This window comes from Pseudomonas sp. Mb7, assembly GCF_054790525.1.
The window spans coordinates 4,932,922-4,954,084 of the sequence record NZ_CP186501.1; the positions used below are offsets into that span (position 1 = coordinate 4,932,922).

At 54.7% G+C, this 21,163-nt stretch carries 31 protein-coding genes; all 31 read right to left on the reverse strand.

Going from position 1 to position 21,163, the window contains the following annotated elements; all coding sequences use genetic code 11:
* Positions 1-20: 20 nt before the first annotated feature.
* The gene (rpsD, locus tag ACOYXH_RS22245; protein ID WP_003176404.1) at positions 21-641 is read right to left on the reverse strand and encodes a 30S ribosomal protein S4; all 621 of its coding nucleotides are present in this window, start codon (positions 639-641) and stop codon (positions 21-23) included.
* 18 nt (positions 642-659) lie between these two features.
* Positions 660-1,049 carry a 30S ribosomal protein S11 gene (rpsK, locus tag ACOYXH_RS22250; RefSeq protein WP_002555466.1) on the reverse strand — a complete coding sequence of 130 codons (390 nt, stop codon included), beginning with the start codon at positions 1,047-1,049 and terminating at the stop codon, positions 660-662.
* A 30-nt stretch (positions 1,050-1,079) separates the two neighbouring features.
* Complete coding sequence (gene rpsM / locus ACOYXH_RS22255; RefSeq protein WP_003186020.1) at positions 1,080-1,436, reverse strand: 30S ribosomal protein S13; 357 nt, start codon at positions 1,434-1,436, stop codon at positions 1,080-1,082.
* Between the two features lie 130 nt (positions 1,437-1,566).
* Positions 1,567-1,683 carry a 50S ribosomal protein L36 gene (gene rpmJ / locus ACOYXH_RS22260; protein WP_002555468.1) on the reverse strand — a complete coding sequence of 39 codons (117 nt, stop codon included), beginning with the start codon at positions 1,681-1,683 and terminating at the stop codon, positions 1,567-1,569.
* Positions 1,684-1,710: 27 nt separating this feature from the next.
* Positions 1,711-3,039, reverse strand: a complete 1,329-nt coding sequence (secY, locus tag ACOYXH_RS22265; protein ID WP_003228718.1) for a preprotein translocase subunit SecY — start codon at positions 3,037-3,039, stop codon at positions 1,711-1,713.
* Positions 3,040-3,477 carry a 50S ribosomal protein L15 gene (gene rplO, locus ACOYXH_RS22270; RefSeq protein WP_003228720.1) on the reverse strand — a complete coding sequence of 146 codons (438 nt, stop codon included), beginning with the start codon at positions 3,475-3,477 and terminating at the stop codon, positions 3,040-3,042.
* Between the two features lie 3 nt (positions 3,478-3,480).
* Complete coding sequence (rpmD, locus tag ACOYXH_RS22275) at positions 3,481-3,657, reverse strand: 50S ribosomal protein L30 (RefSeq protein WP_003176408.1); 177 nt, start codon at positions 3,655-3,657, stop codon at positions 3,481-3,483.
* Positions 3,658-3,659: 2 nt separating this feature from the next.
* Positions 3,660-4,160, reverse strand: a complete 501-nt coding sequence (gene rpsE / locus ACOYXH_RS22280; RefSeq protein ID WP_003186035.1) for a 30S ribosomal protein S5 — start codon at positions 4,158-4,160, stop codon at positions 3,660-3,662.
* A 3-nt stretch (positions 4,161-4,163) separates the two neighbouring features.
* Complete coding sequence (gene rplR, locus ACOYXH_RS22285; RefSeq protein ID WP_003186037.1) at positions 4,164-4,514, reverse strand: 50S ribosomal protein L18; 351 nt, start codon at positions 4,512-4,514, stop codon at positions 4,164-4,166.
* A gap of 10 nt (positions 4,515-4,524) precedes the next feature.
* Positions 4,525-5,058, reverse strand: coding sequence for a 50S ribosomal protein L6 (gene rplF, locus ACOYXH_RS22290; protein ID WP_003176412.1), 534 nt, complete (start codon positions 5,056-5,058; stop codon positions 4,525-4,527).
* A gap of 12 nt (positions 5,059-5,070) precedes the next feature.
* Positions 5,071-5,463, reverse strand: coding sequence for a 30S ribosomal protein S8 (gene rpsH / locus ACOYXH_RS22295; protein ID WP_007918458.1), 393 nt, complete (start codon positions 5,461-5,463; stop codon positions 5,071-5,073).
* Positions 5,464-5,672: 209 nt separating this feature from the next.
* Entirely contained in the window at positions 5,673-5,978 is a 306-nt protein-coding gene (gene rpsN, locus ACOYXH_RS22300; RefSeq protein WP_003228726.1) for a 30S ribosomal protein S14, read from the reverse strand.
* A 13-nt stretch (positions 5,979-5,991) separates the two neighbouring features.
* Complete coding sequence (rplE, locus tag ACOYXH_RS22305; protein ID WP_003176415.1) at positions 5,992-6,531, reverse strand: 50S ribosomal protein L5; 540 nt, start codon at positions 6,529-6,531, stop codon at positions 5,992-5,994.
* Between the two features lie 20 nt (positions 6,532-6,551).
* Positions 6,552-6,866, reverse strand: coding sequence for a 50S ribosomal protein L24 (gene rplX, locus ACOYXH_RS22310; protein WP_008081905.1), 315 nt, complete (start codon positions 6,864-6,866; stop codon positions 6,552-6,554).
* 11 nt (positions 6,867-6,877) lie between these two features.
* Entirely contained in the window at positions 6,878-7,246 is a 369-nt protein-coding gene (gene rplN, locus ACOYXH_RS22315) for a 50S ribosomal protein L14 (RefSeq protein ID WP_002555479.1), read from the reverse strand.
* A 23-nt stretch (positions 7,247-7,269) separates the two neighbouring features.
* A complete protein-coding gene (gene rpsQ, locus ACOYXH_RS22320) occupies positions 7,270-7,536 on the reverse strand; it encodes a 30S ribosomal protein S17 (RefSeq protein WP_003194644.1) in 267 nt (88 codons plus the stop codon).
* A 2-nt stretch (positions 7,537-7,538) separates the two neighbouring features.
* Positions 7,539-7,730 (reverse strand): 50S ribosomal protein L29, encoded by a 192-nt coding sequence (gene rpmC / locus ACOYXH_RS22325; protein ID WP_002555481.1) that lies wholly within the window; start codon positions 7,728-7,730, stop codon positions 7,539-7,541.
* Positions 7,730-8,143, reverse strand: coding sequence for a 50S ribosomal protein L16 (gene rplP, locus ACOYXH_RS22330; protein ID WP_007896757.1), 414 nt, complete (start codon positions 8,141-8,143; stop codon positions 7,730-7,732). Before rplP ends, rpmC begins: the two co-directional genes overlap by 1 nt.
* A 12-nt stretch (positions 8,144-8,155) precedes the next feature.
* On the reverse strand, positions 8,156-8,842 hold the full coding sequence (rpsC, locus tag ACOYXH_RS22335; protein ID WP_003176422.1) for a 30S ribosomal protein S3: 687 nt from the start codon (positions 8,840-8,842) through the stop codon (positions 8,156-8,158).
* Between the two features lie 13 nt (positions 8,843-8,855).
* Positions 8,856-9,188: a 50S ribosomal protein L22 gene (gene rplV / locus ACOYXH_RS22340; protein ID WP_003103908.1), complete on the reverse strand. Its 333-nt coding sequence runs from the start codon at positions 9,186-9,188 to the stop codon at positions 8,856-8,858.
* Positions 9,189-9,199: 11 nt separating this feature from the next.
* Positions 9,200-9,475 (reverse strand): 30S ribosomal protein S19, encoded by a 276-nt coding sequence (gene rpsS / locus ACOYXH_RS22345; protein WP_011336172.1) that lies wholly within the window; start codon positions 9,473-9,475, stop codon positions 9,200-9,202.
* 16 nt (positions 9,476-9,491) lie between these two features.
* Positions 9,492-10,316, reverse strand: coding sequence for a 50S ribosomal protein L2 (gene rplB / locus ACOYXH_RS22350; RefSeq protein ID WP_003228734.1), 825 nt, complete (start codon positions 10,314-10,316; stop codon positions 9,492-9,494).
* Positions 10,317-10,330: 14 nt separating this feature from the next.
* Positions 10,331-10,630 carry a 50S ribosomal protein L23 gene (gene rplW / locus ACOYXH_RS22355; RefSeq protein ID WP_002555488.1) on the reverse strand — a complete coding sequence of 100 codons (300 nt, stop codon included), beginning with the start codon at positions 10,628-10,630 and terminating at the stop codon, positions 10,331-10,333.
* Entirely contained in the window at positions 10,627-11,229 is a 603-nt protein-coding gene (rplD, locus tag ACOYXH_RS22360; protein WP_007918468.1) for a 50S ribosomal protein L4, read from the reverse strand. The genes rplW and rplD overlap by 4 nt, the downstream gene beginning before the upstream one ends.
* A gap of 12 nt (positions 11,230-11,241) precedes the next feature.
* On the reverse strand, positions 11,242-11,877 hold the full coding sequence (gene rplC, locus ACOYXH_RS22365) for a 50S ribosomal protein L3 (protein WP_003228738.1): 636 nt from the start codon (positions 11,875-11,877) through the stop codon (positions 11,242-11,244).
* An 80-nt stretch (positions 11,878-11,957) separates the two neighbouring features.
* On the reverse strand, positions 11,958-12,269 hold the full coding sequence (gene rpsJ / locus ACOYXH_RS22370) for a 30S ribosomal protein S10 (RefSeq protein WP_003186070.1): 312 nt from the start codon (positions 12,267-12,269) through the stop codon (positions 11,958-11,960).
* A 157-nt stretch (positions 12,270-12,426) separates the two neighbouring features.
* Positions 12,427-13,620, reverse strand: a complete 1,194-nt coding sequence (tuf, locus tag ACOYXH_RS22375; protein WP_064361246.1) for an elongation factor Tu — start codon at positions 13,618-13,620, stop codon at positions 12,427-12,429.
* A gap of 31 nt (positions 13,621-13,651) precedes the next feature.
* Positions 13,652-15,757 (reverse strand): elongation factor G, encoded by a 2,106-nt coding sequence (gene fusA / locus ACOYXH_RS22380; protein ID WP_016984188.1) that lies wholly within the window; start codon positions 15,755-15,757, stop codon positions 13,652-13,654.
* Positions 15,758-15,787: 30 nt separating this feature from the next.
* The gene (rpsG, locus tag ACOYXH_RS22385; protein ID WP_007916467.1) at positions 15,788-16,261 is read right to left on the reverse strand and encodes a 30S ribosomal protein S7; all 474 of its coding nucleotides are present in this window, start codon (positions 16,259-16,261) and stop codon (positions 15,788-15,790) included.
* 107 nt (positions 16,262-16,368) lie between these two features.
* Positions 16,369-16,740, reverse strand: a complete 372-nt coding sequence (gene rpsL / locus ACOYXH_RS22390) for a 30S ribosomal protein S12 (protein ID WP_003186084.1) — start codon at positions 16,738-16,740, stop codon at positions 16,369-16,371.
* A 216-nt stretch (positions 16,741-16,956) separates the two neighbouring features.
* Positions 16,957-21,156: a DNA-directed RNA polymerase subunit beta' gene (gene rpoC, locus ACOYXH_RS22395; RefSeq protein WP_034156498.1), complete on the reverse strand. Its 4,200-nt coding sequence runs from the start codon at positions 21,154-21,156 to the stop codon at positions 16,957-16,959.
* Positions 21,157-21,163 lie beyond the last annotated feature (7 nt).

The following is a 21,163-nucleotide window of genomic DNA, read 5'->3' on the forward strand; positions in this document are numbered from 1 at the left end:
ATGCACCTATTTTCTAGCCCTTACTTGGAGTAGAGCTCGACAATCAGGCTTTCGTTGATGTCGGCGGACAGATCACTGCGAGCAGGAACGTTCTTGAAAACGCCCGACTTCTTCTCAGTGTCTACTTCTACCCATTCTACGCGGCCACGTTGGGCACACAGATCGAGAGCTTGGACAATGCGAAGTTGGTTTTTTGCTTTCTCGCGAACTGCAACAACGTCACCAGCACGAACCTGATACGACGGAACGTTTACGGTCTGACCGTTAACGCTGATCGACTTGTGCGATACCAGCTGACGGGATTCGGCACGAGTCGAACCAAAGCCCATACGGTATACAACGTTGTCCAGACGGCATTCGAGCAGTTGCAGCAGGTTTTCACCGGTTGCACCTTTCTTGCCAGCAGCTTCTTTGTAGTAGCCGCTGAACTGACGCTCGAGAACGCCGTAGATACGACGGACCTTCTGCTTTTCACGCAGTTGGGTGCCGTAATCGGACTGGCGACCGCGGCGTTGGCCGTGGATACCAGGTGCTGCTTCAATGTTGCACTTCGATTCGATCGCGCGCACGCCGCTCTTCAGGAAGAGATCGGTGCCTTCGCGACGAGCGAGTTTGCATTTTGGACCAATGTAACGAGCCATTCTTTACAATCTCCTGGATTACACGCGGCGCTTCTTCGGCGGACGGCACCCGTTGTGCGGGATTGGCGTCACGTCGGTGATGCTGGCGATCTTGTAGCCACAGCCGTTCAAAGCGCGGACTGCGGATTCACGACCTGGACCTGGGCCCTTGACGTTAACGTCGAGGTTTTTCAGGCCGTATTCCAGCGCAGCTTGACCAGCTCGTTCAGCAGCTACTTGAGCAGCAAACGGGGTGGACTTGCGGGAACCGCGGAAACCCGAACCACCGGAGGTAGCCCAGGAAAGAGCGTTACCTTGACGGTCGGTAATGGTCACGATGGTGTTGTTAAAAGATGCATGGATGTGGGCGATGCCATCAACCACTGTCTTTTTAACTTTTTTACGAGGACGAGCAGCAGGTTTTGCCATGATTAAATTCCTGTCGATTCGCTGGGGCGATTACTTGCGGATCGGCTTACGCGGACCTTTACGGGTACGCGCGTTGGTCTTGGTACGCTGACCGCGTACTGGCAGACCACGACGATGACGCAGACCGCGATAGCAACCGAGGTCCATCAAGCGCTTGATTTTCATGTTGATTTCGCGACGCAGGTCACCTTCAGTGGTGAACTTCGCCACTTCGCCACGCAGCTGTTCAATTTGCTCGTCGCTCAGATCTTTGATCTTTGCTGCTGGGTTTACCCCAGTCACTGCACAGATCTTCTGCGCAGTAGTGCGACCAACACCATAGATGTAGGTCAGCGAGATAACAGTATGCTTGTTATCTGGAATGTTAACGCCTGCAATACGGGCCATTCAGTGGGACTCCAATTGACAGCTACCTACGCCCCGGAAGCCAAGAAATAGGGCGCGAGATAATATCGCTGTAATAACAAATAATCAACCCGGTAGCGCACTAGCTACCGGGCTTGAAGCACAATCACACTCAGCCTTGGCGCTGTTTGTGACGCGGTTCCGCGCTGCAAATTACTCGAACAACACCTTCGCGGCGAATAATCTTGCAGTTACGGCACAGCTTTTTCACCGATGCACGAACTTTCATCACCAACTCCTCGAACCTTATGGGTACTCAGCGCAACATGCCGCTGCCGTAACCCTTCAGGTTGGCTTTCTTCATCAGGGATTCGTACTGGTGCGAAACGAGGTGCGATTGTACTTGGGACATGAAGTCCATCACAACCACGACCACGATCAGCAACGAGGTCCCGCCAAGGTAGAACGGAACGTTTGCTGCAACCACCAGGAACTGGGGCAACAGGCACACGGCCGTCATGTAAAGAGCACCGAACATGGTCAAGCGGGTCAGAACGCCATCAATGTAGCGCGCAGACTGCTCACCTGGACGGATGCCCGGAATAAAGGCACCGGACTTCTTCAGGTTTTCCGCTACGTCTTTCGGATTGAACATCAACGCCGTATAGAAGAAGCAGAAGAAAATAATCCCTGCACTAAACAGCAGAATATTCAACGGCTGACCAGGAGCGATCGACTGCGAGATGTCCTGCAACCAGCCCATACCTTCAGACTGACCGAACCAGGCACCCAACGAAGCCGGGAACAGCAAAATGCTGCTCGCGAAAATAGCCGGAATAACACCGGCCATGTTCACCTTCAACGGCAGGTGGCTAGTCTGCGCAGCAAAAACCTTGCGGCCCTGCTGACGCTTGGCGTAGTGAACAGCGATACGACGCTGACCACGCTCAATGAACACCACGAAACCGATAATCGCTACTGCCAGCAAACCGATGGCAACCAAGGCGAAGATGTTGATATCGCCCTGACGCGCAGACTCGAAAGACTGCCCGATTGCTCTCGGAAGACCGGCGACGATACCCGAAAAAATCAACATCGAGATACCGTTACCTACACCACGCTCAGTAATCTGCTCACCCAGCCACATCATGAACATCGCACCAGCCACAAAAGTGGATACCGCGACGAAATGGAAGCCAAAGTCACCAGTGAACGCAACGCCCTGCCCTGCCAGACCAATGGACATGCCAATAGCCTGAACGAGAGCGAGGACGACGGTGCCGTAGCGGGTGTACTGGCTGATCTTGCGACGGCCAGCTTCACCTTCCTTCTTCAACTGCTCCAGCTGCGGACTGACGGCGGTCATCAGTTGCATGATGATCGATGCCGAAATGTACGGCATGATCCCCAATGCAAAGATGCTCATCCGTTCCAGCGCGCCGCCGGAGAACATGTTGAACAAGCTAAGAATGGTCCCCTCATTCTGTCGAAACAGGTCTGCGAGTCGGTCCGGGTTGATACCTGGAACCGGGATGTGTGCGCCTATTCGGTAGACGATAATCGCCAGGAACAGAAAACGCAGACGAGCCCAGAGTTCAGACATACCGCCTTTGCCGAGCGCAGAGAGAGCACCTTGCTTAGCCATTTATTCCTCGAACTTGCCGCCAGCTGCTTCGATAGCCGCACGCGCACCTTTGGTGGCGCCGATTCCCTTGCCGATAGTGACAGCGCGAGTCACTTCACCGGACAGCATGATTTTCACACGCTGTACGTTGACGTTGATCACGTTGGCATCTTTCAGGGACTGCACGGTGACGATGTCGCCTTCCACTTTAGCCAGCTCGGACAGACGCACTTCTGCGCGGTCCATGGCTTTCAGGGAAACGAAACCGAACTTCGGCAGGCGACGATGCAGCGGCTGTTGACCGCCTTCAAAGCCTGGAGCAATGGTGCCACCGGAGCGGGAGGTCTGACCTTTGTGACCACGGCCACCAGTCTTACCCAAACCGCTACCGATACCACGGCCCGGACGATGCTTTTCGCGACGGGAACCCGGCGCTGGACTCAGATCATTGAGTTTCATCGATTAACCCTCGACACGCAGCATGTAGTAAGCCTTGTTGATCATCCCGCGATTCTCGGGAGTATCCTGGACTTCTACAGTGTGACCGATGCGACGCAGACCCAGACCCTTAACGCACAGTTTGTGGTTAGGGATGCGGCCGGTCATGCTTTTGATCAGCGTTACTTTAACGGTAGCCATGATCAGAAGATCTCCTTGACGCTTTTGCCACGCTTGGCGGCAATGGATTCAGGAGACTGCATAGCTTTCAAACCTTTGAAAGTGGCGTGAACCACGTTTACCGGGTTAGTCGAGCCGTAGCACTTGGCCAGAACGTTCTGAACGCCAGCAACTTCGAGGACAGCACGCATAGCGCCGCCAGCGATGATACCGGTACCTTCAGAAGCAGGCTGCATGTACACCTTCGAAGCGCCGTGAGCGGACTTCATTGCGTACTGCAGAGTGGTGCCGTTCAGATCAACTTGGATCATGTTGCGGCGAGCAGCTTCCATTGCCTTCTGGATCGCAGCAGGCACTTCACGCGACTTGCCACGGCCGAAGCCAACACGCCCTTTACCATCACCAACCACGGTCAACGCGGTGAAAGTGAAGATACGGCCGCCTTTAACGGTTTTGGCTACGCGGTTAACTTGAACCAGCTTCTCAATGTAGCCTTCGTCGCGCTTTTGGTCGTTATTTGACATAACTTAGAACTCCAGCCCAGCTTCACGAGCAGCATCAGCCAGCGCTTTAACGCGGCCGTGGTACTTGAAGCCAGAGCGGTCGAAAGCCACTTGCGAGACGCCAGCGGCCTTAGCACGCGTAGCGACCAGCTGGCCAACCTTTGTGGCCGCGTCGATGTTGCCAGTGGCGCCATCACGCAGTTCTTTATCCAAAGTCGAGGCACTTGCCAGGACTTTGTTGCCGTCGGCCGAGATGACCTGGGCGTAGATGTGCTGCGACGAGCGGAACACGCAGAGACGCACGACTTCGAGTTCGTGCATTTTCAGGCGTGCTTTGCGAGCGCGACGCAGTCGAGTAACTTTTTTGTCGGTCATTTGCTATGCCCTACTTCTTCTTGGCTTCTTTACGACGGACGACTTCGTCCGCGTAGCGCACACCTTTGCCTTTGTACGGCTCTGGTGGACGGAAGTCGCGGATCTCAGCGGCCACTTGACCTACCAGCTGCTTGTCGATGCCCTTGATCAGGATATCGGTCTGGCTAGGAGTCTCAGCGGTGATGCCTTCCGGCAGTTCGTAATCCACTGGGTGCGAGAAGCCAAGGGCCAGGTTCAAAACCGTGCCTTTTGCTTGCGCCTTGTAACCAACACCGACCAGCTGGAGCTTGCGCTCGAAGCCTTGGCTTACGCCTTGGACCATGTTGTTTACCAACGCACGCGTGGTACCGGCCATTGCGCGAGTTTGTTGATCGCCATTGCGAGCAGCGAAACGCAGCTCACCAGCTTCTTCAACGATCTCAACGGACGAATGGATGTTCAGTTCAAGAGTACCCTTGGCACCCTTCACCGAAAGCTGTTGGCCTGCGAATTTTACTTCGACACCGGCTGGCAGCTTAACGGGGTTCTTAGCGACGCGAGACATGCTTATCCCCCCTTAGAACACAGTGCAAAGAACTTCGCCGCCGACACCGGCAGCGCGCGCAGCACGATCCGTCATCACACCTTTGTTGGTGGAGACGATAGACACGCCAAGACCGCCACGAACTTTCGGCAGATCTTCAACGGACTTGTACTGACGCAGGCCTGGACGACTAACGCGCTTCACTTCTTCGATAACCGGACGGCCTTCGAAGTACTTCAGCTCGATGGACAACGACGGCTTAGCGTCGGTGGTGATCTGAAAATCCGCGATGTAACCTTCGTCCTTCAGGACTTTTGCTACAGCCACCTTCAGCGTGGAAGACGGCATGCTTACGACAGACTTTTCAGCCATCTGGGCATTACGGATTCGAGTTAGCATGTCCGCTAACGGGTCCTGCATACTCATGGGCTAGACGCTCCTAATACAGAAAAATTAGCCTTACGGCTACTACTTGTCGCCGAGAACTTCCGGGCATGAAAAACACGGGCTCAGGCGAGCCGGTCATTCTAGACACACCCCAGAAATGAATCAAGCCCCAAAAGGGGCTTGATTCAGATTCAAGGCCACCGATGGTCAGGTTCTTGGGAACCCGAACATCGAGACTTTGACAACAATTACCAGCTGGCTTTAACCAGACCTGGTACGTCACCACGCATTGCAGCTTCACGCAGCTTGTTACGGCCAAGGCCGAACTTGCGGTAAACGCCGTGCGGACGACCAGTCAGGCGGCAACGGTTACGCATGCGCGAAGCGCTTGCGTCACGTGGTTGCTTCTGCAGAGCTACGGTAGCTTCCCAACGCGCTTCTGGACTTGCGTTCAGATCAACGATGATAGCTTTCAGCGCTGCACGCTTGGTGGCGTACTTGGCAACAGTGAGCTGACGCTTCAGCTCACGGTTTTTCATGCTCTTCTTGGCCATTTTCCTACTCCAATCAGTTGCGGAACGGGAATTTGAAAGCACGCAGCAGAGCGCGGCCTTCATCATCGTTCTTGGCAGTGGTGGTCAGGGTAATGTCCAGACCGCGGAGAGCATCGATCTTGTCGTAGTCGATTTCCGGGAAGATGATCTGCTCTTTCACGCCCATGCTGTAGTTACCACGACCATCGAAGGACTTGGCATTCAGGCCGCGGAAGTCGCGAACCCGAGGCAGGGAGATCGACAGCAGACGATCCAGGAACTCATACATACGCTCACGGCGCAGAGTCACCTTGACGCCGATCGGCCATCCTTCACGGACTTTAAAGCCAGCGATGGATTTACGAGCGTAGGTCACAACGACTTTTTGGCCGGTGATCTTTTCCAGGTCAGCAACAGCATGCTCGATGACTTTTTTGTCACCAACAGCTTCGCCCAGACCCATGTTCAGGGTGATTTTTGTAACGCGTGGAACTTCCATCACGTTCGAAAGCTTAAGTTCTTCCTTAAGCTTCGGTGCGATTTCCTTCCAGTAAATCTCTTTTAGTCGTGCCATGGTCTTCTACCTAGCAGTGTTCAAGCATCAACCGCTTTTTGGGTCGACTTGAAGACACGAATTTTCTTGCCGTCTTCTACTTTGAAACCAACGCGGTCAGCCTTGTTGGTTTCGCCGTTGAAAATGGCGACGTTAGAAGCGTCCAGTGGAGCTTCTTTTTCGACGATACCGCCTTGCACGCCCGACATCGGGTTAGGCTTGGTATGACGCTTTACCAGGTTCAGACCGCTGATAACCAGACGGTTATTAGCAAGAACCTTGAGCACCTTACCGCGCTTACCTTTGTCTTTGCCGGCGATCACGATGATCTCGTCGTCACGACGAATCTTTTGCATGTCGGATCTCCTTACAGCACTTCTGGGGCGAGCGAGACGATCTTCATGAACTTCTCAGTACGAAGTTCACGGGTCACTGGCCCAAAGATACGGGTGCCGATCGGCTCTTGCTTGTTGTTCAGAAGAACAGCAGCGTTGCCATCAAAGCGGATAATGGAGCCATCAGCACGACGTACGCCGTGACGAGTGCGGACTACAACAGCAGTCATCACTTGGCCTTTTTTCACTTTACCGCGAGGAATTGCTTCCTTCACGGTAACTTTGATGATGTCACCGATACCAGCGTAACGACGATGGGAGCCACCCAGCACCTTGATGCACATAACACGGCGAGCGCCGCTGTTATCGGCCACATCGAGCATGGATTGAGTCTGAATCATATAATTTCTCCGACCCCTAGTCCTTAGACTTCCACAGCGCGTTCGAGAACATCAACCAGCGCCCAAGACTTGGTCTTGGCCATAGGACGAGTTTCACGAATAGTGACTTTGTCGCCGATGTGGCACTGGTTGGTTTCGTCGTGCGCGTGCAGCTTAGTCGAACGCTTAACGTATTTACCGTAGATCGGGTGCTTTACGCGACGCTCGATCAGTACGGTGATGGTTTTGTCCATCTTGTCGCTGACAACACGGCCAGTCAGCGTACGGACAGTTTTTTCGGCTTCAGCCATGATCACTTACCTGCCTGCTGGTTGAGCACAGTCTTCACGCGAGCGATGTCACGTTTAACTTGCGAGAGCAGATGAGACTGCCCCAACTGGCCAGTTGCTTTCTGCATACGCAGATTGAACTGGTCGCGCAGCAAGCCGAGCAGTTGCTCGTTCAGCTGCTGTGCGGATTTTTCACGAAGTTCATTCGCTTTCATCACATCACCGTCCGTTTAACAAAGGCGGTGGCGAGCGGCAGCTTTGCAGCAGCCAGGGCAAAAGCCTCACGCGCCAGCTCTTCAGAAACACCCTCGATTTCATACAGGACTTTGCCTGGCTGAATCTGGGCAACCCAGTACTCCACACTACCCTTACCTTTACCCATACGAACTTCGAGGGGCTTTTTGGAAATAGGCTTGTCCGGGAATACACGGATCCAGATCTTGCCGCCACGTTTAACGTGACGGGTCAGAGCACGACGCGCTGACTCGATCTGACGAGCGGTGAGACGACCACGAGCTACAGACTTCAGCGCGAACTCGCCGAAGCTGACTTTGCTACCGCGCTGAGCCAGACCACGGTTGTGGCCTGTCATCTGCTTGCGGAACTTCGTACGCTTAGGTTGCAACATTTGGCGTACCCCTTACTTAGCAGCTTTTTTACGAGGCGCTGGTGCTTGTGGTTTCAGCTCTTCTTGGCGACCACCAATAACTTCGCCTTTGAAGATCCAAACCTTTACACCGATCACACCGTAAGTGGTGTGAGCTTCGTAGTTGGCATAGTCGATGTCGGCACGCAGGGTGTGCAATGGCACACGACCTTCGCGATACCATTCAGTACGTGCGATTTCAGCACCGCCGAGACGACCGCTCACTTGGATTTTGATGCCCTTGGCACCAATGCGCATGGCGTTCTGTACTGCGCGCTTCATAGCGCGACGGAACATTACACGACGCTCCAGCTGCTGAGCTACGCTCTGCGCAACCAGCATACCGTCGAGCTCCGGCTTGCGGATCTCTTCGATATTGATGTGCACAGGCACACCCATTTGCTTGGTCAGGTCCTGACGCAGTTTCTCAACATCTTCACCTTTCTTCCCGATAACGATACCTGGACGAGCGGTGTGGATGGTGATACGTGCAGTTTGGGCCGGACGATGGATATCGATACGGCTTACGGACGCGCTTTTTAGTTTGTCTTGGAGATACTCACGCACTTTCAGATCTGCGAACAAGTAGTCCGCATAAGTCCGACCGTCTGCGTACCAGACGGAGGTGTGCTCCTTGACGATTCCCAGGCGAATGCCAATGGGATGTACTTTCTGACCCATCTCTTCGACTCCGTTACTTGTCAGCAACCTTGACAGTGATATGGCAAGACCGCTTGACGATGCGATCAGCACGGCCTTTGGCACGTGGCATGATGCGCTTCAGCGAACGCCCTTCGTTGACGAAAACGGTGCTGACCTTCAGGTCATCAACGTCTGCGCCTTCGTTATGCTCGGCGTTGGCTACGGCCGACTCCAGCACTTTCTTCATGATCTCGGCGGCTTTCTTACTGCTGAAAGCCAACAAGTTGAGCGCTTCGCCCACCTTCTTCCCGCGGATCTGGTCGGCGACCAAGCGGGCTTTCTGGGCGGAGATTCGAGCGCCCGACAACTTAGCGGCTACTTCCATTTCCTAACCCCTTAACGCTTGGCTTTCTTGTCAGCCACGTGCCCGCGATAGTTGCGGGTACCGGCGAACTCGCCCAGTTTGTGGCCGACCATGTCTTCGTTAACGAGAACTGGGACGTGCTGACGACCGTTGTGTACTGCGATGGTCAGACCGACCATTTGTGGCAGGATCATCGAACGACGCGACCAAGTCTTAATTGGTTTGCGATCGTTCTTTTCCGCCGCCACTTCGATCTTCTTCAGTAGGTGAAGATCAATAAAAGGACCTTTTTTCAGAGAACGTGGCACTGTCGTATCCCTCTATTTACTTGCGACGACGGACGATCATTTTGTCGGTACGCTTATTACCACGAGTCTTCGCGCCCTTAGTCGGGAAGCCCCATGGCGATACCGGATGACGACCACCAGAGGTACGACCTTCACCACCACCATGTGGGTGGTCAACCGGGTTCATGGCAACACCACGAACGGTTGGGCGAACGCCACGCCAGCGCTTGGCACCAGCTTTACCCAGCGAACGCAGGCTGTGCTCGGAGTTCGAGACTTCGCCCAGGGTCGCACGGCATTCAGCCAGTACTTTACGCATTTCACCGGAACGCAGACGCAGGGTAACGTAAACGCCTTCACGAGCGATCAGCTGAGCCGAAGCACCAGCGGAACGAGCGATCTGTGCGCCTTTACCTGGCTTCAGTTCGATGCCGTGTACGGTAGAACCCACTGGAATGTTGCGCAGTTGCAGAGCGTTGCCTGGCTTGATTGGAGCCAGAGCGCCTGCGATCAGCTGGTCGCCAGCACTCACGCCTTTAGGGGCGATGATGTAGCGGCGCTCGCCGTCTGCGTAGCAGAGCAGTGCGATGTGAGCAGTACGGTTTGGATCGTATTCGATACGCTCGACAGTGGCGACGATGCCATCTTTGTCGTTGCGACGGAAATCGACCATACGATAATGCTGCTTATGACCACCACCGATGTGACGCGTGGTAATACGGCCATTGTTGTTACGACCACCAGTCTTCGATTTTTTCTCGAGCAGCGGTGCGTGAGGAGCGCCTTTATGCAGCTCCTGGTTGACCACCTTGACCACAAAACGGCGGCCAGGGGAAGTCGGTTTGCATTTAACGATTGCCATGATGCACCCCTTCCTTACTCAGCACTGCTGCTGAAATCGAGATCTTGGCCTGGCTGAAGGGAGATAACTGCCTTCTTCCAGTCATTACGCTTGCCCAGACCGCGAGCAGTGCGCTTGCTCTTACCCAGAACATTCAGGGTAGTGACGCGCTCTACTTTCACGCTGAACAGGCTTTCGACGGCCTTCTTGATTTCCAGCTTGGTTGCGTCAGTAGCAACCTTGAAAACGAACTGGCCTTTCTTGTCTGCCAGAACCGTAGCCTTCTCGGAAACGTGCGGGCCAAGCAGAACTTTAAATACGCGTTCCTGGTTCATCCCAGCAGCTCCTCGAATTTCTTCACGGCCGACACGGTGATCAACACCTTGTCGTATGCGATCAGACTAACTGGATCGGAACCTTGAACATCACGTACATCTACGTGCGGCAGGTTGCGAGCAGCCAGGTACAGGTTCTGATCAACAGCGTCCGACACGATCAAAACGTCGGTCAGGCTCATGTTGTTCAGCTTGCCCAGCAGATCTTTGGTTTTCGGAGTTTCAACAGCGAAATCCTGAACCACGACCAGGCGATCAGTACGCACCAGCTCAGCAAGGATGGAACGCATTGCTGCGCGGTACATCTTCTTGTTCAGCTTCTGGGAGTGATCCTGTGGACGTGCTGCAAAAGTGGTACCGCCGCCACGCCAGATTGGGCTACGGATAGTACCGGCACGAGCACGGCCAGTACCTTTCTGACGCCATGGGCGCTTACCGCCACCACGAACGTCGGAACGGGTCTTTTGCTGCTTGGTACCTTGACGGCCGCCGGCCATGTAGGCCACGACTGCTTGGTGAACCAGCGTCTCGTTGAATTCGCCGCCAAATGTCAGTTCGGAAACTTCGATCGCTTGAGCGTCATTTACATTTAATTGCATGTCAGCTTCCCCTTAACCGCGAGCCTTGGCTGCTGGACGTACAACCAGGTTGCCGCCAGTAGCGCCAGGAACAGCACCCTTGACCAACAACAGATTGCGTTCAGCGTCCACGCGCACTACTTCCAGGGACTGCACGGTCACGCGCTCAGCGCCCATATGACCGGACATTTTTTTGCCCTTGAATACACGACCAGGAGTCTGGCACTGGCCGATAGAGCCTGGGACGCGGTGGGATACGGAGTTACCGTGGGTGTTATCTTGCCCGCGGAAATTCCAACGCTTGATCGTACCCTGGAAGCCTTTACCCTTGGACTGACCGGTTACATCAACCAGTTGACCAGCGGCGAAGATTTCAGCGTTGATCAGATCGCCAGCCTGGTACTCGCCTTCTTCAAGACGGAATTCCATGGTAGTGCGACCAGCGGCAACGTTCGCTTTAGCGAAGTGGCCAGCCTGAGCTGCTGTTACACGCGAAGCACGACGCTCGCCGACAGTGACTTGCACTGCACGATAGCCATCGGTCTCTTCAGTTTTGAACTGGGTGACGCGATTCGGCTCGATCTCAATGACCGTGACCGGAATGGAGACACCTTCTTCGGTGAAAATACGGGTCATACCGCATTTACGACCGACTACACCAATAGTCATGTTGTAAACCTCATGAGTGTACGGGGCTTTCACCCGCTATGGCCGCCCATTTCAGAGCGTTACACGACTAAGACCGAGTCTTAGCCGAGGCTGATCTGCACTTCCACACCGGCCGCAAGATCAAGCTTCATAAGAGCATCAACGGTTTTATCCGTTGGCTGGACGATGTCCAGAACGCGCTTATGAGTGCGGATTTCGTACTGGTCGCGCGCGTCTTTGTTGACGTGCGGAGAAACCAGAACGGTGAACCGCTCTTTACGGGTAGGCAGTGGAATTGGACCACGCACTTGAGCACCAGTACGTTTCGCGGTTTCCACGATTTCCTGGGTTGATTGGTCGATCAGGCGATGGTCGAAAGCCTTCAACCTGATACGGATTTGCTGATTTTGCATTGGATTTCAGACTCCGGCTGCTATTCCCACCGAGCGCAATACGCCCGTTAAAAGGAGGCGCAATTCTATAGACGCCCCAGATAGGTGTCAACCCAATAAAAAAGCCCCCGCTGAGCGGGGGCTTTTTCAAAGCATCAAGCAAACTCTAAAAAGAGAATTACTCGATGATTTTAGCTACGACGCCAGCGCCGACGGTACGACCGCCTTCACGGATAGCGAAACGCAGACCATCTTCCATCGCGATGGTTTTGATCAGGGTAACAGTCATCTGAATGTTGTCACCTGGCATTACCATTTCAACGCCTTCTGGCAGCTCGCAGTTACCAGTCACGTCAGTAGTACGGAAGTAGAACTGTGGACGGTAGCCTTTGAAGAACGGAGTGTGACGACCGCCTTCTTCCTTGCTCAGAACGTAAACTTCTGCAGTGAACTTGGTGTGCGGCTTAACCGAACCCGGCTTAACCAGAACCTGACCACGCTCAACGTCGTCACGCTTGGTACCACGCAGCAGAACGCCGCAGTTCTCGCCAGCACGACCTTCGTCGAGCAGCTTGCGGAACATTTCAACACCGGTGCAAGTAGTAACGGTGGTGTCACGCAGACCAACGATTTCCAGCGGATCCTGAACGCGAACGATACCGCGCTCGATACGACCAGTCACAACAGTACCGCGACCCGAGATCGAGAATACGTCTTCGATTGGCATCAGGAATGGCTTGTCGATCATACGAACTGGTTCTGGGATGTAAGCATCCAGAGTCTCAACCAGTTTCTTGACGGCAGTGGTGCCCATCTCGTTGTCGTCTTTGCCTTCCAGAGCCATACGAGCCGAACCGATGATGATTGGAGTGTCATCGCCCGGGAAGTCGTAGGTGGACAGCAGGTCGCGAACTTCCATCTCAACCAGTTCCAGCAGCTCAGCGTCGTCTACCAGGTCAGCCTTGTTCAGGAAAACCACGATGTACGGAACACCTACCTGACGGGACAGCAGGATGTGCTCACGGGTTTGTGGCATCGGACCATCAGCGGCCGAGCAAACCAGAATAGCGCCGTCCATTTGAGCAGCACCGGTGATCATGTTCTTCACATAGTCAGCGTGACCTGGGCAGTCGACGTGAGCGTAGTGACGGATCTTCGAGTTGTACTCAACGTGCGCGGTGTTGATGGTGATACCGCGAGCTTTTTCTTCTGGTGCGCTGTCGATCTTGTCGAAGTCAACGATTGCGGAACCGAAAACTTCGGAGCAAACGCGAGTCAGAGCAGCAGTCAGAGTGGTTTTACCGTGGTCAACGTGACCGATGGTGCCAACGTTGACGTGCGGTAGGGAACGATCAAATTTTTCTTTAGCCACGACAATTAACTCCTAGCCTAAAGGGGCTGAATCAGCCTTGTTTTTTGGTTACGGATTCGACGATGTGCGACGGAGCCGTATCGTATTTTTTGAATTCCATAGAGTAGCTTGCGCGACCCTGGGACATGGAACGAACGTCGGTCGCATAACCGAACATCTCACCCAGTGGAACCTCGGCACGGATAACCTTGCCGGACACTGTGTCTTCCATACCCTGGATCATGCCACGACGACGGTTAAGGTCGCCCATCACATCACCCATATAGTCTTCAGGCGTAACAACCTCTACAGCCATGATCGGCTCAAGCAACTCACCACCGCCCTTCTGGGCCAGCTGCTTGGTCGCCATGGAGGCAGCCACTTTAAACGCCATCTCGTTGGAGTCGACGTCGTGGTAAGAACCATCGAACACGGTAGCCTTCAGGCCGATCAGCGGATAGCCGGCAACAACGCCGTTCTTCATCTGCTCTTCGATACCCTTCTGGATAGCCGGGATGTATTCCTTAGGAACCACACCACCTACAACTTCGTTCACGAACTGCAGACCTTCCTGACCTTCGTCAGCAGGAGCAAAACGGATCCAGCAATGGCCGAACTGACCACGACCGCCGGACTGACGAACGAACTTGCCTTCGATTTCACAGTTCTTCGTGATGCGCTCACGATACGAAACCTGAGGCTTGCCGATGTTGGCTTCGACGTTGAACTCACGGCGCATCCGGTCAACCAGGATGTCCAGGTGCAGCTCGCCCATGCCGGAGATGATCGTCTGACCAGTCTCTTCATCAGTTTTAACGCGGAAAGACGGGTCTTCCTGAGCAAGCTTGCCCAGAGCGATACCCATTTTTTCCTGGTCATCCTTGGTCTTAGGCTCTACGGCAACCGAAATAACCGGCTCCGGGAAGTCCATGCGAACCAGGATGATTGGCTTGTCAGCGTTGCAGAGGGTTTCACCAGTGGTGACGTCCTTCATGCCGATCAGGGCCGCGATGTCACCAGCGCGTACTTCCTTGATCTCTTCACGGGCGTTTGCGTGCATTTGCACCATACGACCCACGCGCTCTTTTTTACCTTTAACCGAGTTGATCACGCCGTCACCGGAGTTCAACACGCCCGAGTAAACACGGACGAAGGTCAAGGTACCCACGAATGGGTCGGTAGCGATCTTGAACGCCAGAGCCGAGAACGGCTCCGCATCGTCTGCATGACGCTCCAGCTCGATTTCCTCGTTATCAGGGTCAGTACCCTTGATCGCAGGAATGTCGGTCGGTGCAGGCAGGAAGTCGATAACGGCGTCGAGAACCAGGGGAACACCCTTGTTCTTGAACGAAGAACCGCAAACAGCCAGAACGATTTCGCCGGCGATAGTACGCTGACGCAAAGCAGCTTTGATCTCTTCGATCGACAGCTCTTCGCCTTCCAGGTACTTGTTCATCAGCTCTTCGTTGGCTTCAGCAGCAGCTTCAACCATGTTGTTGCGCCACTCTTCAGCCAGCTCTTGGAGCTCAGCAGGAATGTCCTTGCGAACAGGGACCATACCTTTGTCAGAGTCATTCCAGTAGACAGCTTGCATGTTGATCAGATCGATCTGACCCTGGAAGTTGTCTTCGGAACCGATGGCCAACTGGATCGGCACCGGAGTGTGACCCAGACGCTGCTTGATCTGACCGATCACGCGCAGGAAGTTGGCACCAGCACGGTCCATCTTGTTTACGTAAACAAGACGTGGAACACCGTATTTGTTGGCTTGACGCCATACGGTTTCCGACTGAGGCTCAACACCCGAAGTACCGCAGAACACAACGACAGCGCCGTCGAGTACGCGCAGGGAACGCTCAACTTCAATAGTGAAGTCAACGTGGCCCGGGGTATCGATCACGTTGAAGCGGTGCTCGTCCTTGTACTGCTTCTCGGAACCTTTCCAGAAAGCGGTGATGGCAGCAGAAGTAATGGTAATACCACGCTCCTGCTCCTGCACCATCCAGTCTGTGGTCGCGGCGCCATCATGCACCTCGCCCATTTTGTGACTTTTGCCGGTGTAAAAAAGGACGCGCTCGGTGGTGGTGGTTTTACCAGCATCCACGTGAGCGACGATACCGATGTTACGGTAGCGGCTAATCGGAGTAGTACGAGCCATAAAGCCCTCGCAAAATTAGTGAAGCTAAAATTAGAAGCGGTAGTGCGAGAAAGCTTTGTTGGCTTCAGCCATACGGTGCACGTCTTCACGCTTCTTAACAGCAGCACCTTTACCTTCAGCAGCATCCAGCAGTTCGCCAGCCAAACGCAGAGCCATAGACTTCTCGCCACGCTTACGGGCGAAGTCTACCAACCAGCGCATTGCCAGAGCGTTACGACGGGAAGGACGAACCTCGACCGGAACCTGGTAAGTAGCACCACCAACGCGGCGCGACTTCACTTCGACCAGCGGAGCGATGGCGTCGAGTGCTTTTTCGAAGAGTTCCAGGGGATCGGTGCCAGCCTTACGGGTCGCAACGGTTTCCAGGGCACCATAAACGATACGCTCGGCAACGGCTTTCTTGCCGCTTTCCATAACGTGGTTCATGAATTTGGCGAGGATCTGGCTTCCGTATTTCGGATCGTCCAGAATCTCACGCTTTGCTGCTACGCGACGTCTTGGCATGATAAGCCCTCAAGCGGTCTTCAGGTTAGCTCGGGACAGATCCAATGGATGCGTGCCCGACCTTACTCTTATCGACTCAATAAAATGAAAATCTGCAAAACGGCCGATTACTTCGGACGCTTGGTACCGTACTTCGAACGACCCTGGTTACGGCCTTTAACGCCGGAAGTATCCAAGGAGCCGCGAACGGTGTGGTAACGAACACCTGGCAAGTCTTTTACACGACCGCCGCGGATCAGTACCACGCTGTGCTCTTGCAGGTTGTGACCTTCACCACCGATGTACGAGGAAACCTCGAAACCGTTGGTCAGGCGCACACGGCATACTTTACGCAGTGCCGAGTTAGGTTTTTTCGGCGTGGTGGTGTACACACGGGTGCACACGCCACGACGTTGCGGGCAGTTCTGCAGCGCAGGTACGTCGGATTTCTCGACGATACGCTTACGCGGCTGACGTACCAGCTGGTTGATAGTTGCCATCTACTAGCTCCACTGTTGTCTTGCGACGCTATTGTCTTGCAAGAAAAGCAAAATGGCAGGAACGAATTCCCGCCAAATTTAGGGGATCAAGAGTCTAAAGAGGATCTTGTCCCCAGTCAAGGCAAGGCCCCGACCTCCCCGCCCTTCGAACCTCGACAAAATGTCTCGATTCGATGAACGGAGCGATCAGGGCCTTACGCTCATTTACCGCAGAACTCAGTTACCGCTCGAGTTCAGCGCTTCGGTCAGTGCAGCTTCCACTTCACTGGCGCTTACGCGCAACGGCTTGTCAGCATCACGGCGACGCTTGCGCTCGCTGTGATATGCCAGACCGGTACCGGCCGGGATCAGACGACCCACGACTACGTTTTCTTTCAGGCCGCGCAGGTAATCGCGCTTGCCGGTGACTGCCGCTTCGGTCAGTACGCGGGTAGTTTCCTGGAAGGAAGCTGCCGAGATGAACGATTCGGTGGACAACGACGCCTTGGTGATACCCAACAGAACGCGAGTGTACTTGGAGACGAACTTGTCTTCGCCGCCCAAACGCTCGTTTTCTACCAGTACGTGAGTCAGTTCCATCTGGTCGCCCTTGATGAAACTCGAATCGCCGGATTCAGCGATTTCAACTTTACGCAGCATCTGACGCAGGATGGTCTCGATGTGCTTATCGTTGATCTTCACGCCTTGCAGACGGTAAACGTCCTGGATCTCGTTAACGATGTACTTGGCCAGCGCGCTCACACCCAGCAGACGCAGGATGTCGTGCGGATCGCTTGGACCGTCGGAGATAACTTCGCCGCGGTTTACCTGTTCGCCTTCGAACACGTTCAGGTGACGCCACTTCGGAATCAGCTCCTCGTACGGATCGCTACCGTCGTTCGGGGTAATAACCAGACGGCGCTTGCCTTTGGTTTCTTTACCGAACGCGATGGTGCCGCTGACCTCAGCCAGAATCGACGCTTCTTTCGGACGACGAGCTTCGAACAAGTCGGCAACACGCGGCAGACCACCGGTGATGTCACGGGTCTTCGAAGTTTCTTGCGGGATACGAGCGATAACATCACCGATCGCAATCTTCGCACCGTCAGCCACACCGACCAGGGCGTTGGCTGGCAGGAAGTACTGAGCGATAACGTCAGTGCCTGGCAGCAACAGATCCTTGCCGTTGTCGTCGACCATCTTCACTGCTGGACGGATTTCTTTGCCCGCAGCTGGACGATCTTTCGCGTCGAGTACTTCAATGTTGGTCATACCGGTCAATTCGTCAGTCTGACGCTTGATCGTGATGCCTTCTTCCATGCCCACGTAGGTCACGGTACCTTTCATTTCGGTAACGATCGGGTGAGTGTGCGGATCCCACTTGGCCACGATTGCGCCAGCGTCGACCTTGTCACCTTCTTTAACCGAAATCACAGCACCGTACGGCAGCTTGTAACGCTCACGCTCACGACCGAAGTCATCAGCGATCGCCAGCTCACCGGAACGGGACACAGCAACCAGGTGACCATCCACTCGCTCAACATGCTTCAGGTTGTGCAGACGGACGGTACCGCCATTCTTCACCTGAACGCTGTCAGCTGCGGAAGTACGGCTAGCCGCACCACCGATGTGGAACGTACGCATCGTCAGCTGGGTACCCGGCTCACCGATGGACTGGGCAGCGATAACGCCGACCGCTTCACCGATGTTTACCTGGTGACCACGAGCCAGATCACGGCCGTAGCACTTGGCGCAAATGCCATAGCGGGTTTCGCAGCTGATCGGCGAACGCACGATCACTTCGTCGATGCTGTTCAGCTCGATGAACTCAACCCACTTCTCGTCTACCAGAGTGCCGGCAGGAACGATAACGTCCTCGGTACCTGGCTTGAATACGTCACGGGCAATAACACGACCCAATACGCGCTCACCCAACGGCTCTACAACGTCACCGCCTTCAATGTGCGGAGTCATCAGCAGACCGTGTTCGGTGCCGCAATCGATCTCGGTTACAACCAGATCCTGCGCCACGTCTACCAGACGACGAGTCAGGTAACCGGAGTTCGCAGTTTTCAACGCGGTATCCGCCAGACCTTTACGAGCACCGTGAGTAGAGATGAAGTACTGAAGTACGCTCAAACCTTCACGGAAGTTCGCAGTAATCGGCGTTTCGATGATGGAACCGTCCGGCTTGGCCATCAGACCACGCATACCGGCCAGCTGACGAATCTGTGCTGCGGAACCCCGCGCACCCGAGTCGGCCATCATGTACATCGAGTTGAAAGACTCTTGATCGACTTCAACGCCGTGACGGTCGATAACCTTCTCTTTCGAGAGGTTGGCCATCATTGCCTTGGAAACTTCGTCGTTCGCTTTCGACCAAAGGTCGATCACTTTGTTGTACTTCTCGCCCTGGGTTACCAGGCCGGAGGCGTACTGGCTCTCGATCTCTTTCACTTCGTCGGTGGCGGCACCGATGATGCGGGCTTTCTCGTCAGGGATAACGAAGTCGTTAACACCGATGGAAACGCCGGAGATGGTCGAGTAAGCGAAACCGGTGTACATCAACTGGTCAGCGAAGATCACGGTCTCTTTCAGACCAACCACGCGGTAGCACTGGTTGATCAGCTTGGAGATCGCCTTTTTCTTCATCGGCAGGTTGACGACGTCGTACGACAGACCTTTTGGCACAACCTGGAACAGCAGCGCACGGCCGACAGTGGTGTCGACGATACGGGTGCCGCTTACGCTGTTGCCGTCACGGTCGTTGACGGTTTCGTTGATACGAACCTTAACCTTGGCGTGCAGTGCGGCTTCGCCGGCACGGAACACACGGTCAACTTCCTGCAGATCCGCAAATACACGACCTTCACCTTTGGCGTTGATCGCTTCACGAGTCATGTAGTACAGACCCAATACAACGTCCTGCGACGGAACGATGATTGGCTCACCGTTGGCTGGCGACAGAATGTTGTTGGTCGACATCATCAACGCACGCGCTTCGAGCTGGGCTTCCAGCGTCAGCGGTACGTGCACGGCCATTTGGTCGCCGTCGAAGTCGGCGTTGTACGCGGCGCAGACCAGAGGGTGCAGCTGGATAGCCTTACCTTCGATCAGTACCGGTTCAAACGCCTGGATACCCAGACGGTGAAGGGTCGGTGCACGGTTGAGAAGAACCGGGTGTTCGCGAATCACTTCAGCGAGAACGTCCCAAACCTCTGGCAGCTCGCGCTCGACCATTTTCTTGGCTGCTTTGATGGTGGTCGCGAGACCACGCATTTCCAGCTTGCCGAAAATGAACGGCTTGAACAGCTCGAGAGCCATCTTCTTCGGCAGACCGCACTGGTGCAGACGCAGGGTCGGGCCTACGGTAATTACCGAACGACCGGAGTAGTCAACACGCTTACCGAGCAAGTTCTGACGGAAACGACCTTGCTTACCCTTGATCATGTCAGCCAGGGATTTCAGAGGACGCTTGTTCGAACCGGTGATAGCGCGGCCACGACGACCGTTGTCGAGCAGAGCATCAACAGCTTCCTGCAACATGCGCTTTTCGTTGCGCACGATGATGTCCGGAGCGGACAGATCCAGCAGGCGCTTCAAACGGTTGTTACGGTTGATAACTCGACGATACAGATCGTTGAGGTCGGAAGTCGCGAAGCGACCGCCATCCAGCGGGACCAGTGGACGCAGATCTGGCGGCAGAACCGGCAGAACGGTCAGCACCATCCACTCTGGCAGGTTGCCGGAACCCTGGAAGGCTTCCATCAACTTCAGACGCTTGGACAGCTTCTTGATCTTGGTTTCGGAGTTGGTTTGCGGAATTTCTTCACGCAGACGGCCAATCTCGTGTTCCAGGTCGATAGCGTGCAACAGTTCACGGACAGCTTCAGCACCCATGCGGGCGTCGAAGTCATCACCGAACTCTTCCAGCGCTTCGAAGTACTGCTCGTCGTTCAGCAGCTGACCTTTTTCAAGAGTGGTCATGCCTGGATCGATAACGACATAGCTCTCGAAGTAGAGAACGCGTTCGATATCACGCAGGGTCATGTCCATCAGCAGGCCGATACGGGACGGCAGCGATTTCAGGAACCAGATGTGGGCAACCGGCGAAGCCAGTTCGATGTGCGCCATGCGCTCACGACGAACCTTGGCCAGTGCAACTTCAACGCCGCACTTCTCGCAGATCACACCACGGTGCTTCAAGCGCTTGTACTTACCGCACAGGCACTCGTAATCCTTTACCGGGCCAAAGATCTTGGCGCAGAACAGGCCGTCACGCTCAGGTTTGAACGTACGGTAGTTGATGGTTTCCGGCTTTTTAACTTCACCGAACGACCATGAGCGGATCATCTCAGGCGAGGCCAATCCGATACGGATGGCGTCGAACTCTTCGACTTGACCCTGGTTTTTCAGCAAATTCAGTAGGTCTTTCAAGGCCTTT